Source organism: Streptomyces avidinii (genome assembly GCF_045161815.1).
In the GTDB taxonomy this organism is placed as follows: Bacteria; Actinomycetota; Actinomycetes; order Streptomycetales; family Streptomycetaceae; genus Streptomyces; species Streptomyces avidinii.
Genome location: NZ_CP108863.1, coordinates 3303095 through 3316098 on the forward strand (window position 1 = coordinate 3303095; position 13004 = coordinate 3316098).

General features: G+C 71.0%; 14 protein-coding genes. 10 read left to right on the forward strand and 4 right to left on the reverse strand.

All coding sequences use genetic code 11. The annotated features are described in order from the left end of the window. The first annotated feature begins 150 nt into the window (after window positions 1–150). The 4 genes from OG373_RS14270 to OG373_RS14285 all read left to right on the forward strand — a co-directional run bounded on the left by OG373_RS14270 (window position 151) and on the right by OG373_RS14285 (window position 3607). Window positions 151–609, forward strand: a complete 459-nt coding sequence (locus OG373_RS14270; protein WP_405438614.1) for an RrF2 family transcriptional regulator — start codon at window positions 151–153, stop codon at window positions 607–609. Window positions 610–771: 162 nt separating this feature from the next. Next, window positions 772–1968, forward strand: coding sequence for a globin domain-containing protein (locus tag OG373_RS14275; protein WP_405438616.1), 1197 nt, complete (start codon window positions 772–774; stop codon window positions 1966–1968). A gap of 126 nt (window positions 1969–2094) precedes the next feature. Next, entirely contained in the window at window positions 2095–2685 is a 591-nt protein-coding gene (locus tag OG373_RS14280) for an N-acetylmuramoyl-L-alanine amidase (RefSeq protein ID WP_397729141.1), read from the forward strand. Window positions 2686–2713: 28 nt separating this feature from the next. After that, window positions 2714–3607: a 1-aminocyclopropane-1-carboxylate deaminase/D-cysteine desulfhydrase gene (locus tag OG373_RS14285; RefSeq protein ID WP_405438618.1), complete on the forward strand. Its 894-nt coding sequence runs from the start codon at window positions 2714–2716 to the stop codon at window positions 3605–3607. A gap of 51 nt (window positions 3608–3658) precedes the next feature. On the opposite strand, the gene OG373_RS14290 is transcribed toward OG373_RS14285, so the two are convergent. Further along, complete coding sequence (locus OG373_RS14290) at window positions 3659–5239, reverse strand: Na+/H+ antiporter (RefSeq protein ID WP_405438620.1); 1581 nt, start codon at window positions 5237–5239, stop codon at window positions 3659–3661. Window positions 5240–5451: 212 nt separating this feature from the next. Between OG373_RS14290 and OG373_RS14295 the strand changes: the two genes are divergently transcribed. From OG373_RS14295 to OG373_RS14305, 3 genes are all read left to right on the forward strand, one after another. After that, window positions 5452–5712 (forward strand): UBP-type zinc finger domain-containing protein, encoded by a 261-nt coding sequence (locus tag OG373_RS14295; protein WP_030385976.1) that lies wholly within the window; start codon window positions 5452–5454, stop codon window positions 5710–5712. Between the two features lie 205 nt (window positions 5713–5917). Further along, window positions 5918–6331, forward strand: a complete 414-nt coding sequence (locus tag OG373_RS14300) for an anti-sigma regulatory factor (RefSeq protein ID WP_030012703.1) — start codon at window positions 5918–5920, stop codon at window positions 6329–6331. Then, window positions 6328–7368 (forward strand): RNA polymerase sigma factor SigF, encoded by a 1041-nt coding sequence (locus OG373_RS14305; RefSeq protein WP_397729144.1) that lies wholly within the window; start codon window positions 6328–6330, stop codon window positions 7366–7368. The genes OG373_RS14300 and OG373_RS14305 overlap by 4 nt, the downstream gene beginning before the upstream one ends. A 43-nt stretch (window positions 7369–7411) precedes the next feature. Here the strand turns inward: OG373_RS14305 and OG373_RS14310 are convergent, their stop codons facing one another. Next, window positions 7412–7861 carry a hypothetical protein gene (locus OG373_RS14310; RefSeq protein ID WP_405438622.1) on the reverse strand — a complete coding sequence of 150 codons (450 nt, stop codon included), beginning with the start codon at window positions 7859–7861 and terminating at the stop codon, window positions 7412–7414. Window positions 7862–7945: 84 nt separating this feature from the next. Here OG373_RS14310 and OG373_RS14315 point away from each other — a divergent pair, with 84 nt between their 5' ends. Further along, entirely contained in the window at window positions 7946–8911 is a 966-nt protein-coding gene (locus OG373_RS14315) for a diacylglycerol/lipid kinase family protein (RefSeq protein ID WP_397729146.1), read from the forward strand. A 324-nt stretch (window positions 8912–9235) separates the two neighbouring features. Further along, window positions 9236–9493 carry a WhiB family transcriptional regulator gene (locus OG373_RS14320; protein ID WP_003953983.1) on the forward strand — a complete coding sequence of 86 codons (258 nt, stop codon included), beginning with the start codon at window positions 9236–9238 and terminating at the stop codon, window positions 9491–9493. 151 nt (window positions 9494–9644) lie between these two features. Here the strand turns inward: OG373_RS14320 and OG373_RS14325 are convergent, their stop codons facing one another. Together OG373_RS14325 and OG373_RS14330 are read right to left on the reverse strand one after the other, a co-directional pair. After that, window positions 9645–11114: a PAS domain-containing sensor histidine kinase gene (locus OG373_RS14325; protein ID WP_405444055.1), complete on the reverse strand. Its 1470-nt coding sequence runs from the start codon at window positions 11112–11114 to the stop codon at window positions 9645–9647. A gap of 407 nt (window positions 11115–11521) precedes the next feature. Further along, window positions 11522–12118 (reverse strand): TetR/AcrR family transcriptional regulator, encoded by a 597-nt coding sequence (locus tag OG373_RS14330; protein WP_405438624.1) that lies wholly within the window; start codon window positions 12116–12118, stop codon window positions 11522–11524. 84 nt (window positions 12119–12202) lie between these two features. On the opposite strand from OG373_RS14330, the gene OG373_RS14335 reads away from it, so the two are divergent. Next, window positions 12203–12964, forward strand: coding sequence for an SDR family oxidoreductase (locus tag OG373_RS14335; RefSeq protein WP_397729148.1), 762 nt, complete (start codon window positions 12203–12205; stop codon window positions 12962–12964). The last annotated feature ends 40 nt before the right edge of the window (window positions 12965–13004 follow it).

Below are 13004 nucleotides of genomic sequence, written 5' to 3' on the forward strand. Positions count from 1 at the left end.
CTACTCCGTCCGGGTGCGGGGCACTCTTTGGGGTCGCACTCCTTCCCCACGAGCCCCTCAGGCCCCACGCGACCCATCGATTTCGGCCAAGCGGGACACCCTGGGCGACCTAACTTGCATTAAGGATGCATATTTCTCTACGGTGGCCCCATGCGGCTGACCCGATTCACCGACCTGGCACTGCGCGTCCTGATGCGCCTGGCCATCGAGGAAACGGACCTCCCGACCACCCGCGACGTGGCGGCGACCATGGAGGTCCCCTACACGCACACGGCCAAAGTGGTCGCGAGGCTCCAGCACCTCGGCCTGGTCGAGGCGCGGCGCGGCCGCGGCGGCGGGCTCGCCCTGACCGCCGCCGGGCGGGCCGCACCGGTCGGCTCCGTGGTGCGCGAACTGGAGGGCGAGGGGGACGTCGTGGACTGCGAAGGCACCACCCCCTGCCCGCTGCGCGGGGCCTGCGTCCTGCGCGGCGCACTGCGCCGGGCCCAGGAGGCCTTCTACGCCGCGCTGGACCCGCTGACGGTGAACGACCTGGTGGCGTCGCCGACCGGGCCGCTCCTGCTGGGCATTTCGAGCAGGGCGCCGACCGGGACGGGCAGCAGCCCCTGACCCTCGGTCCGGATGGCCGGTTACCGCCGCCCGGGCGAACCGGTCCGGCACGAGTCCGAACAGAAGTCCGCACCACGGCGGTCCTTCTGCGATCAAAAATACGCATCTCAGATGCAAATTCAATCCCCCACGCTCACAGGCCCATCACGCGAGGAGTTCCCCATGCTGTCCGAGACGTCGAGCGCGACCGTACGAGCCACCCTGCCCGCCGTCGGAGGGGCGATCGGAGAGATAGCCGAGCTCTTCTACACCAAGCTCTTCGCGGCCCACCCGGCGCTGATCCGCGACCTCTTCAACCGGGGCAACCAGAACGCCGGCCTCCAGAAGCAGGCCCTCGCCGGCTCGATCGCCGCCTTCGCCACCCACCTCCTCGCCCACCCGGACACCCGCCCCGACGTGATGCTGAACCGCATCGCCCACAAGCACGCCAGCCTCGGCGTGACCCGCGAGCAGTACGCGGTCGTCCACCGGCACCTGTTCGAGGCGATCGCCGAGGTCCTCGGCGAGGCCGTCACCCCCGAGGTCGCCCGGGCCTGGGACGAGGTCTACTGGCTGATGGCGAACGCCCTGATCGCCATCGAGGAGCGCCTCTACGCCGAGCAGCGGGTCGTCGCCGGTGACGTGTGGCGCGAGTGGACCGTCACCGACCGGGTGGCGGAGACGGCGGACTGCACGACCTTCCGGATCGCCCCCGCGGACGGCGCCCCCGCACCCGCGCACCGGCCCGGCCAGTACGTCTCGGTCCAGGTCGAACTCCCGGACGGCGCCCGCCAGATCCGCCAGTACAGCCTCATCACCTCGCCCGGCTCCGCGGTCCGCGCGATCACCGTCAAGCGGGTCCACGGCCCGGCCGCCGCGGGCCCGGACGGCGAGGTCTCCAACCACCTGCACGCCCGGGTCCGTACCGGCGACACGCTGCGGGTCTCGGCCCCGTACGGCGACCTGGTCCTGGCGGACTCGGCCGCCCCGGTCCTGCTCGCCTCGGCCGGCATCGGCTGCACCCCGATGCTGTCGATGCTGGAGCACCTGGCCGACACCGGGCACACCGCTTCGGTGACCGTGCTGCACGCCGACCGCTCCCCCGCCGACCACCCGCTGCGCAGCGACCACCGGGCGCTGACGCACAAGCTGCCGGACGCCTCGGCCCGGTTCTGGTACGAGGAGGCGGCGGAGCCGGGCGACGGCGAGGGCCTCATGGACCTCTCGGCCGTCGCCGTCGCCCCGGGCACCCGGGCCTACCTGTGCGGGCCGCTCCCCTTCATGCGGGCGGTTCGCGAGCAGCTGATCGCCAAGGGGCTGCCGGCCGCCGACATCCACTACGAGGTCTTCGGCCCGGACCTGTGGCTCGCATCGGTCTGACACCTGGCCGGATCGGCTCGCTCGCCGTACGAAAGCACTAGCGCGGAAGGGCCGCCTCCACTAAACCGTAGGGTGACGAGACGAGCACAGAGGGTGTCGTCGCGCACCGCAACGAAGGAGGCGGCCATGGCCGCACCCATGTCCGCGGACCGTTTCATCAACGCACTGCGGAACGAGGGTCTGACCGTCGTCGAAGTCGGCGCCTGGCGGACCCACAACCGCAACCACAAGGGCCCCTGGGGGCCGGTCCACGGGGTGATGATCCACCACACCGTCACCCGCGGCACCGCCCGCACCGTCGAGCTCTGCCGCGAGGGCCACAGCGCCCTGCCCGGCCCCCTGTGTCACGGCGTGATCGCCAAGGACGGTCGCGTCCACCTCGTCGGCTACGGCCGCACCAACCACGCGGGCGCCGGCGACTCCGACGTCCTCGCGGCGGTGATCGCGGAGAAGCGGCTCCCGCCGGACAACGAGACGGACACCGACGGCAACCGCCACTTCTACGGCTTCGAGTGCGAGAACCTCGGCGACGGCGAGGACCCCTGGCCGGCGGTCCAGCTCGACGCCATCGCCCGTGCCGCGGCGGCCCTGTGCCGGGTCCACCGCTGGACGTCCCGCTCGGTGATCGGCCACCGCGAATGGCAGCCGGGCAAGGTCGACCCCAGGGGCTTCACGATGGACGCCATGCGCGCCCGCATCGGCGAGCGCCTGAAGTAATCGGGCCCCCACCAGGGACAATGGCCTGGTGACCCATTCCGAACTGCTGCCACGCCCGCCGTCTTCGCTCGTCGAGGCGGCGGACGACAGGTTCGAGCGGTACGGCGTGCGGCTGCTGCTGAAGCGGGACGACCTCGTGCATCCCGAGTTGCCCGGCAACAAGTGGCGCAAGCTCGCGCCCAATCTCCGGGCCGCCCTGGAGGGCGGTCACGATCAGCTGGTCACCTTCGGCGGGGCGTACTCGAACCACCTGCGGGCCACCGCCGCCGCCGGGCGGCTGCTCGGGCTGCGGACGGTCGGCATCGTACGGGGGGACGAGCTGGCCGGGCGGCCCCTCAACGACTCCCTGGCCCGGTGCGCCGCGGACGGCATGCGGCTGCACTTCGTGTCCCGGTCGGAGTACCGCCGCAAGGCCGAGCCGCATCTGCTGGCACGGCTGGTGGACGCGGCGGGCGCGGGCGGTGCGTACGTCGTCCCCGAGGGCGGCAGCAACGCGCTCGCCCTGGGCGGCTGCGCCGAGCTGGGCCGGGAACTGCGCGGCGCCGCCGACGTGGTGGCGGTGGCCTGCGGCACCGGCGGCACCCTGGCGGGCCTCGCGGCCGGGCTGGGCCCCGGGCAGCGGGCGCTCGGCGTTCCGGTCCTGGCGGGCGGCTTCCTGGCCGCGGAGATACGTTCCCTCCAGGCGGCCGCCTTCGGGGGTCCGGCCGGCGACTGGAGTCTGGCCGAGGACTTCCACCACGGCGGCTACGCCCGGGTCCCGGCCGCGCTGGAGGCCTTCGCCGCCGACTTCGGGTCCCGCCACGGCCTGCCGGTCGAGCGGATCTACGTGGCCAAGCTGCTCTGGGCCCTGACCGAACTCACCGCGTCCGGCGCCTTCCCGCCCGGCACGACCCTCGCCGCGGTCGTCACGGGCCGGCCGTAGCGGGCGGCTTGCCGCCCCGGCCCTCGGCCCCAGCCCTCCTCGCGGTAGGTCTCAGCCCTCCTCGCGGTAGGCCGCGGCCTCCTCCAGGTCCAGGCGGCGCAGCAGCGCCCGCAGCATCTCGTCGTCGATCCGCCGCTGGTCCCGCAGCGTCACGAAGACCTCCCGCTCGGCCGCGATCATCTCCCGCGCGAGGCGCCGGTAGATGTCGTCCGCCGACTCCCCCGTCTCCGGGTTGACCTCGCCGAGCCGCTCCCACACCGCGTTGCGCCGCCGCTCCAGGACAGTCCGCAGCCGGTCCGCCAGCGGCGGCGGCAGCGTGCTGTTCTCCGGTTCCTCCAGCAGCTCCGCCAGCCGTTCCTCCGCCGCCCGCGAGGCCTCGCTCTGTGCCTGTGCCTCGGCCAGGGTCTCGGCCTGCACGTCCTTCGGCGGCAGGTTCAGCGCCCGGATCAGCGGCGGCAGCGTCAACCCCTGCACCACCAGCGTCCCGATGACCGTGGTGAAGGTCAGGAAGAGGATCAGGTTCCGGTGCGGCACCGACATGGGCACGGAGAAGGCGATGGCCAGCGAGACCACGCCGCGCATCCCGGCCCATCCCACGATCACCGGGGCCTTCCAGTCGGTCTCCGGCTCCCGGTCCCGGATCCGCGGCGACAGCCAGCGCGGCACGAAGGTCGCCGGGAACACCCACAGGAACCGGGCCACCACCACCGCGAGGAACACGGCGACCGCGTACGTGGCCGCGTGCATGCCGTCGTACTCCCCCAGTCCGCCCAGGACCACCGGCAGCTGGAGCCCGATCAGCGCGAAGACCACCGACTCCAGCACGAAGGCGACCACCTTCCACACCGCCTCCTCCTGGAGCCGGGTGGCGAAGTCGACCTGCCAGTTGCGGTGGCCGAGGTACAGCGCGACGACGACCACGGCCAGCACCCCGGAGGCGTGCACCCGCTCCGCGGCCGCGTACGCCACGAAGGGGATCAGCAGCGAGAGGGTGTTCTGGAGCAGCGGCTCCTTCAGCCGCGTGCGCAGGTGGTGGATCGGCACCATCAGCAGCAGGCCGACGCCGATCCCGCCGACCGAGGCCAGCAGGAACTCCGCGATGCCGCCCGCCCAGCCTGCGCTCACCCCGACGGCCGCGGCCAGCGCCACCTTGTAGGCGGTGATCGCGGTCGCGTCGTTGACCAGGGACTCGCCCTGCAGGATGGTCGTGATGCGGTTCGGCAGCCGCAGCTTGCGGGCGATCGCGGTGGCGGCGACGGCGTCCGGCGGGGCGATCACCGCACCCAGCACCAGGGCCACCGGCACGGAGAGCCCCGGCACCAGCAGGTACGTCGCGTACCCGACGGCGAGCGTCGCGAAGAGCACGTAGCCCACCGAGAGCATCGCGATGGGCCGGATGTTCGCGCGCAGGTCCAGGTACGAGCTGTCCACGGCGGCCGTGTACAGCAGCGGCGGGAGCAGCAGCGGCAGCACGATGTGCGGGTCGAGTGCGTACGCGGGCACCCCCGGCACGTACCCGGCCAGCAGGCCGGCGGCGACCAGCAACAGGGGCGCGGGCACCGGGGTCCGGCGGGCCAGCCCCGCGACGGCCGCGCTGCCGGCGATCAGCGCCACCAGCGGCAATACCTCCATCGAAGATCCACCTCAATCGTCGGCCGATCGCCCCGAACGCGCGGGCTTGACCGAGGAGATCCTCATGACTCGCACGGCGGGAACGTATTCTGTACGAGATCGAGCTCCGGTCAAAGCGTGACGCATCGACACTCCGCTGCATCGCAGCTCCGGCCCGTGCGCGCGGTTCGCCCCGAGACTGAAGGCCGGGGTTCCGGTACAAGGAGAATGCGATGAGCGAGTGCACCCACGTTGCCGAACTGCCGCGTCCCGAACCGGTGCCCTCCCACGACACCTGCTCCGAGTGCCTGGCACTCGGCAGCCACCCCGTACAGCTGCGGATGTGCCTGGGATGCGGGCACGTGGCCTGCTGTGATTCCTCGCCCCACCGGCACGCCACGGCGCACCACCGGGAGACGGGGCATCCGGTGATGCGCAGCTTCGAACCGGGTGAGACCTGGCGCTGGTGTTTTGTCGACGGTTCGATCGTCTGAAGCGGGGTAGTTCAACCCTCCGCCGGTTCCCCTGATTTGGGCCCCGCAGACCCCTAGCCACTGTGCGTACCCATGGGCTTACCATCAGTCACTGGCTCGCAGGCGGGGTGCACGAAGCGGGCACCAAGAGGGGTGCCGCGACACGATCGCCCGGATCGCGATAGCGTCACCGGCGAACAGAGCTCGTACCACCTTGGAGGTGAGGGTGTCCCAGATCGCAGGCGAGCCCGGGACTCAGGACTTCGTGGAAGTCCGGCTGCCCGCTGCGGGTGCCTACCTGTCGGTGCTGCGGACGGCCACGGCCGGTCTCGCGGCACGTTTGGACTTCACCCTCGACGAGATCGAGGACCTCCGCATCGCGGTGGACGAGGCCTGCGCGATCCTGCTCCAGCAGGCCGTGCCGGGCTCCGTCCTCAGCTGCGTGTTCCGGCTGATCGACGATTCGCTGGAGGTGACCGTCTCGGCACCGACCACCGACGGGCGCGCACCGGAGCGTGACACGTTCGCGTGGACCGTCCTGTCGGCGCTGGCCGGCAAGGTCGAGGCCACGGTCGAGGAGAACCGGACGGTGAGCATCAGCCTCTACAAACAGCGCGGCGCGGGACCAGGCCCGGCGTGAGCGGCGGGGAGATCCCGGTACGGGGCGGGGATCGGCCCCGGGTACGGCACGAGGTCGACGGCGGCATCCCGGAGCAGCAGCACGCCCGACCGCACCCGGCTGACGCGGATGCGGAAGACGGCTTTTTGGACTCGGCGGAGCGACGGGCGGGCCCTATGAGCGAGAACCAGCAGGAACAACCACAACCATCCCAGCCGACCGAGGCCGCTGCCACGGCCCCGGAACTGGCACCGGTGGTACCGGCGGCGCCGGTGCTCCCGGTGTCGCACGCGCTGCCGGATCCACGCGACCGCAGTGGCGCGCGGGCCCTGTTCATCGAACTGCGGGCACTGCCCGACGGGTCGGTGGAGAAGGCGGAGCTGCGCAACCGGCTGGTACGGATGCACCTGCCGCTGGTGGAACACCTGGCGCGGCGCTTCCGCAACCGCGGTGAGCCGCTGGACGACCTGACCCAGGTCGCGACGATCGGCCTGATCAAGTCGGTGGACCGGTTCGACCCGGACCGCGGGGTCGAGTTCTCCACGTACGCCACGCCCACGGTGGTCGGCGAGATCAAGCGCCACTTCCGTGACAAGGGCTGGGCGGTGCGCGTACCGCGTCGTCTGCAGGAGCTGCGGCTCTCGCTGACGACGGCCACGGCCGAACTGTCCCAGCAGCACGGCCGTTCCCCGACGGTGCACGAACTGGCCGAACGGCTGGGGATCTCCGAGGAGGAGGTGCTGGAGGGGCTGGAATCGGCCAATGCCTACAGCACGCTCTCCCTCGACGTCCCGGACACCGACGACGAGTCGCCGGCGGTCGCGGACACCCTGGGTGCGGAGGACGAGGCCCTGGAGGGCGTCGAGTACCGCGAGTCCCTCAAGCCGCTGCTGGAGGGCCTGCCCCCGCGGGAGAAGCGGATCCTGCTGCTTCGCTTCTTCGGCAACATGACCCAGTCGCAGATCGCCCAGGAGGTCGGCATCTCCCAGATGCACGTCTCCCGGCTGCTGGCCCGCACCCTGGCCCAGCTCCGCGACAAGCTCCTCGTCGAGGAGTAGCGGGCGGCCGAGCAGAGCGGCCGGCCAAGAACCGGACGACCGGTTATCGGGCCTGTTCCCCGGGCCCGATACCGAGAGCCTCGGTCGCCGTCGGGTTCACCAGGAGCGCTACGACGGCCACCGCGGCCAGGGCCAGGGCCACGGCGGCGGCGATCATCGCACCGCCCGTGCTGTAGAGGGTCCAGGCCACCGGCAGCGCCATCAGCTGGGTGATCAGTGCCGGACCGCGGCTCCAGCGCCGGCCCAGGCGCAGCCCCCGGGCCGCGATCAGCGGCAGCGCGGCGAGTGCGAGCAGGGTGATCCCGCCCGTCTCGGCCTGCTGCGGGGAATCGGGGTCACCGGCGATCCCCACGAACAGCATGTAGAGCCCGAGACCGGCCAGCGCCAGGCCTTCCAGGGCGGTGAGCGCGGCGGCCGCGGTCAGCCGGCCGGGCAGCGCGGCGGGCGGGGCGGCGGCGGGGGTGGGGGCATTCGCGGGCTGCTTCTGACTCACCCCAGCAGCGTAGCGGCGCAGCCCCGGGCCCGGAGGGGACGGGCAGTACGGTCGGCATCCGAGGGGGTGGGTAGTCTGGCGCTCATGCGTGCACTTCTCGTGGCCAACCCAGCAGCGACGACCACCAGTGCGCGCACGCGCGACGTCCTGACCCATGCCCTGGCCAGCGAGATGAAGCTGGAGGCGATCACCACCGAGTACCGCGGGCACGCCCGGGACCTGGGGCGCAAGGCCGCGCACGAGGGGCTCGACCTCGTCGTCGCACTGGGCGGCGACGGCACGGTCAACGAGGTGGTGAACGGGCTCCTGCACAACGGGCCCGACCCGGAGCGCCTCCCCCGGCTGGCGGTGGTTCCCGGTGGGTCCACCAATGTGTTCGCCCGCGCCCTGGGGCTGCCCAACGACGCGGTCGAGGCGACCGGCGCGCTCCTGGACGCGCTGCGGGAGCAGCGCGAGCGGACGGTCGGTCTGGGCCTGGCGGCCGGCACCCCGGGCACGGAGGACGAGTCGGTCCCGGCCCGGTGGTTCACCTTCTGCGCGGGCTTCGGCTTCGACGCCGGTGTGGTGGGCCGGGTGGAGCAGCAGCGCGAGCGCGGCAAGCGTTCGACCCACGCTCTGTATGTGCGACAGCTGATGCGCCAGTTCTGGGAGGAGCCCAACCGGCGGCACGGCACGGTCACGCTGGAACGCCCCGGCGCGGACCCTGTGACCGATCTGGTGCTGTCGATAGTGTGCAATACGTCACCGTGGACGTATCTGGGGAATCGTCCGCTTTACGCCTCTCCCGAAGCTTCGTTCGATACTGCGCTTGACGTATTGGCACTGAACCGTTTGTCAACTCCGGCGGTCGCTCGGTACGCGACACAGCTCCTGACCTCCACTCCTGAGCGGGGTCCACACGGCAAGCATGCGGTGTCTCTGCACGATCTGACCGACTTCACCTTGCATTCGAAGGTTCCGCTCCCGTTCCAGATGGACGGCGATCACCTCGGACTGCGGACCAGCGTTCGGTTCACAGGCGTACGCCGTGCACTGCGTGTGATTGTGTGAGTAGAAGGGCCCGAGGGCCTTTCAGTCGAACGTTTACACGCCGGTCCACCCTCACGATGTAGGGCTGTGACCTAGTCGACACCGACGAATCAAAAAAAACTTTCCGGAAGGGGTTGTATCCCCGTCCGAGGTTTGCGAATCTCTTCATGGCGATCGGGACAGCCCGCAACACCCGGCACCCACACAGACCGCCAGAACCCCTCCACGAATCTCTGATTGATCACCCGCGTGAAACCGGGCGGTCGCGCTTCCCTCACGGGGGGATTCGTGAAAGCGTTCACATTCACAAGCAACTTGCCCGCAATACAAGGAGATGGAGCAGCCATGGACTGGCGTCACAACGCCGTTTGTCGTGAGGAAGACCCGGAACTCTTCTTCCCCATCGGCAACACCGGTCCTGCGCTGCTGCAGATCGAGGAAGCCAAGGCCGTCTGCCGCCGTTGCCCCGTTATGGAGCAGTGCCTGCAGTGGGCGCTCGAGTCCGGTCAGGACTCCGGCGTCTGGGGCGGTCTCAGCGAGGACGAGCGCCGCGCCATGAAGCGCCGCGCCGCTCGCAACCGGGCGCGCAACGCCAGCGCCTGACAAACGACTTTCGAGCCTCGACGCGCAGCGCGTAGTAACCGAACAAGCGCTCAGCAACGTGCTCTTGAGCCCCGGACCGAATCATTCGGTCCGGGGCTCAGTGCTGTGCGGGGCGCACAGCAGAGCATCACGCTGAGTTACGGATCGGCTGCTACTTCTGCGGGCTGGACGGGATGTCGAGGACGACCTTGGTGCCGCGCGGCTCGGCCCTGAGCATGTCGAAGGTGCCGCCGAGCTCCCCCTCCACGAGGGTCCGTACGATCTGCAGCCCGAGGTTGCCGGCCCGCTGGGGATCGAATCCCTCGGGCAGACCGCTGCCGTCGTCGAGCACGGTGATCAGCAGCCGGCCGTCCGTGCGACCGGTTCCGGAACGGATCGCGGCCACCTCCACGGCGCCCCGCTCCCCCTGGGTGAAGGCGTGCTCCAGGGCGTTCTGGAGGATCTCGGTCAGCACCATCGACAGCGGAGTGGCGACCTCCGCGTCCAGGATCCCGAACCTGCCGGTGCGTCGGCAGTCGACCTTGCCCGGCGAGATCTCCGAGACCATCGCGATGACGCGGTCGGCGATCTCGTCGAACTCGACCCGCTCGTCGAGGTTCTGAGACAGCGTCTCGTGCACGATCGCGATCGAACCGACACGGCGCACCGCCTCGTTGAGCGCCTCGCGGCCCTGCGCCGAATCCATCCGGCGGGACTGGAGCCGCAACAGCGCGGCCACGGTCTGGAGGTTGTTCTTCACCCGGTGGTGGATCTCCCGGATGGTCGCGTCCTTGGTGATCAATTCACGTTCGCGACGACGCAGTTCCGTGACGTCGCGGCACAGCACCAGGGAGCCGATCCGGGTGCCCTTCGGCTTGAGCGGGATGGTGCGCAGCTGGATGACCCCGCTGTTGCCCTCGACCTCGGTCTCCCGGGGGGCCCACCCGCTGGCGAGTTTGACCAGGGCCTCGTCCACCGGTCCGCGGGAGGGTGCGAGTTCGGCGGTGGTGTTGCCCAGATGCTGACCGACGAGGTCGGAGGCGAGGCCGAGCCGGTGGTAGGCGGAGAGCGCGTTCGGCGAGGCGTAGGTGACCACGCCCTCGGCATCGAGCCGGATGAGGCCGTCCCCGACGCGCGGGGAGGCGTCCATGTCGACCTGCTGGCCGGGGAACGGGAAGGAACCCGCCGCGATCATCTGGGCCAGGTCGGAGGCGGACTGGAGGTAGGTCAGCTCCAGCCGGCTCGGTGTACGCACAGTGAGCAGATTGGTGTTGCGCGCGATCACGCCCAGGACCCGGCCCTCGCGGCGGACGGGGATCGACTCGACGCGGACCGGCACCTCCTCGCGCCACTCGGGGTCGCCCTCGCGGACGATCCGGCCCTCGTCGAGCGCGGCGTCCAGCAGCGGGCGGCGGCCGCGCGGCACCAGGTGGCCGACCATGTCGTCCTGGTACGAGGTGGGACCGGTGTTCGGGCGCATCTGGGCGACCGAGACGTACCGCGTGCCGTCGAGGGTGGGCACCCACAGCACGAGGTCGGCGAAGGACAGGTCGGAGAGCAGTTGCCACTCCGAGACCAGCAGGTGGAGCCACTCCAGGTCGGTTTCACCGAGAGCGGTGTGCTGGCGTACGAGGTCGTTCATGGAGGGCACGTTGCGAGCGTACCCCGGGTACGCGCCATGACTTTGCCCACGACAGTACTCAGGAGTATCCAAGCGGGGCGCGAGCCGCGTACTGTTGGAGGAAGTGACGGGTTTCCGGGCCCTGTCATTGGATGGACAGAACAGAATGGTCTAGTCCACAATTGATTCAAGAACCTCCGCCCTCCCCGCACAGGAGGACGGATCGAGGTAAGCCGCGCGCTCTGCCCTGACCGCGCAGGCACCTCCACCGGCCGTCGGGAACCGCACACCTGTCGGCCGTAAGTACTCCGGGCTACGGTGCCGGGCGGGTCGAGGGTCCCGTTCTGCACCGTGGCCCAGAGGAACGCCCCTCCGCGCAATTCCGGAGTGGATTCCGGGCGGAAGCCCCCTGATCCGGACTCGGCCGACTAGGCCTTCGGCCAGGCCAGCAGCGCCCGCTCCGCCACCGCTTCCAGTTCTTCCCTGCTCGCCCCGTCGCGCGACTGCTGCGACATCCCCTGGATGACCGCTCCCGCGTACCGGGCCAGCCCCCGTGCGTCCGTGTCCGCCGGCAGCGTCCCCGTGGCCATGTCGGCCCGGATCCGGCTCTCGAACATCTCCAGGTTGGCGTTGCGCCGCTCGCGCAGCGCCTGCGCCACCTCCTCCGAGGTGGTGTTGATCGCCGCGCTGATCACCATGCAGCCCCGCGGGTGGGCCGGGTCGGTGTAGACCTCGGCGGCCTCGCGCAGGATGCGGGCGACGGCCGCCGCGGCGGTGGGCTCCTCGGCGAGCGCCACGCTCGCGAAGTCCCCGTACCGGCCTCCGTAGACCACCACGACCTCGTCGAAGAGCTTGCGCTTGTCACCGAAGGCCGCGTAGAGGCTGGGCGCGCTGATGCCGAGCGAGGCGGTCAGGTCGGCGATGGAGGTCGCCTCGTAGCCGCGCTCCCAGAAGGCGAGCATCGCCTTGTCGAGGGCGGCGTCGCGGTCGAAGGAACGGGGTCTGCCGCGCTGTCCGGTCACCATGCCGAGATTCTATAGCGGTCGCTAGGGAATCTGATACGTTCCTTTCTGTAGCGACCACTAGCAATTACCGGAGGGGGGCGCGTCATGGGCGTGCTCAAGGGAAAGACGGCACTGGTCACCGGCGGCAGCCGGGGCATCGGGCGGGCGGTGGCCGAGCGGCTGGCGCGGGACGGGGCCCTGGTCGCCGTGCACTACGGACGCAACGCGGCGGCGGCACAGGAGACCGTCGAGGCGATCGGGGCGGCCGGCGGACGGGCCTTCGCCATCGGGGCGGAGCTCGGCGTCCCCGGTGACGCACAGGCCCTCTGGGCGGCGTACGGGGCCCATCCCGCGCACACCGAGGGCGTGGACATCCTGGTCAACAACGCCGGGGCGGCGGCCTTCGCGGGAATCGGGGAGACCGACGAGGAGACGTACGACCGGGCCCACGCGCTCAACGCCAGGGCGCCGTTCTTCGTGATCAAGTACGGGCTGGAGCGGCTGCGGGACGGGGGCCGGATCGTGAACGTGACCGGCACCCCGCACATCGCCCTGCCGGCCATCCTGGCCACGGTCACGGCGAAGGGCGCGGTGAACGCACTGACCCGGTCACTGGCCGCCGAACTGGCCCCGCGCGGGATCACGGTGAACTCGGTCGGCCCCGGCATCACCGAGACCGATCTCAACGCCGACCTCCTGGCGGACGAGGCGACCCGGGCACACCTGGCCGCCCGCTCCGTCTTCCGTCGCGTGGGCACGACCCAGGAGGTAGCCGACGTGGTGGCCTTCCTGGCCTCCCCCGACTCCCGCTGGGTCACCGGACAGCACCTGGACGCGACGGGAGGCCTCCGGCTGGCCCTGCTCTGAGCGCGGGAGCCGGGCCCGGGGCACCACGCTCCGGGCCCGG

Excerpts from the sequence above, each read along its gene's own strand:
- OG373_RS14270 (WP_405438614.1), top strand. The coding sequence starts at position 151 with ATGCGGCTGACCCGATTCACCGACCTGGCACTGCGCGTCCTGATGCGC.
- OG373_RS14315 (WP_397729146.1), top strand. The coding sequence starts at position 7,946 with ATGCGTGCACTTCTCGTGGCCAACCCAGCAGCGACGACCACCAGTGCG.
- OG373_RS14290 (WP_405438620.1), bottom strand. The coding sequence starts at position 5,239 with ATGGAGGTATTGCCGCTGGTGGCGCTGATCGCCGGCAGCGCGGCCGTC.
- OG373_RS14330 (WP_405438624.1), bottom strand. The coding sequence starts at position 12,118 with ATGGTGACCGGACAGCGCGGCAGACCCCGTTCCTTCGACCGCGACGCC.
- OG373_RS14280 (WP_397729141.1), top strand. The coding sequence starts at position 2,095 with ATGGCCGCACCCATGTCCGCGGACCGTTTCATCAACGCACTGCGGAAC.
- OG373_RS14320 (WP_003953983.1), top strand. The coding sequence starts at position 9,236 with ATGGACTGGCGTCACAACGCCGTTTGTCGTGAGGAAGACCCGGAACTC.
- OG373_RS14335 (WP_397729148.1), top strand. The coding sequence starts at position 12,203 with ATGGGCGTGCTCAAGGGAAAGACGGCACTGGTCACCGGCGGCAGCCGG.
- OG373_RS14275 (WP_405438616.1), top strand. The coding sequence starts at position 772 with ATGCTGTCCGAGACGTCGAGCGCGACCGTACGAGCCACCCTGCCCGCC.
- OG373_RS14295 (WP_030385976.1), top strand. The coding sequence starts at position 5,452 with ATGAGCGAGTGCACCCACGTTGCCGAACTGCCGCGTCCCGAACCGGTG.
- OG373_RS14325 (WP_405444055.1), bottom strand. The coding sequence starts at position 11,114 with ATGAACGACCTCGTACGCCAGCACACCGCTCTCGGTGAAACCGACCTG.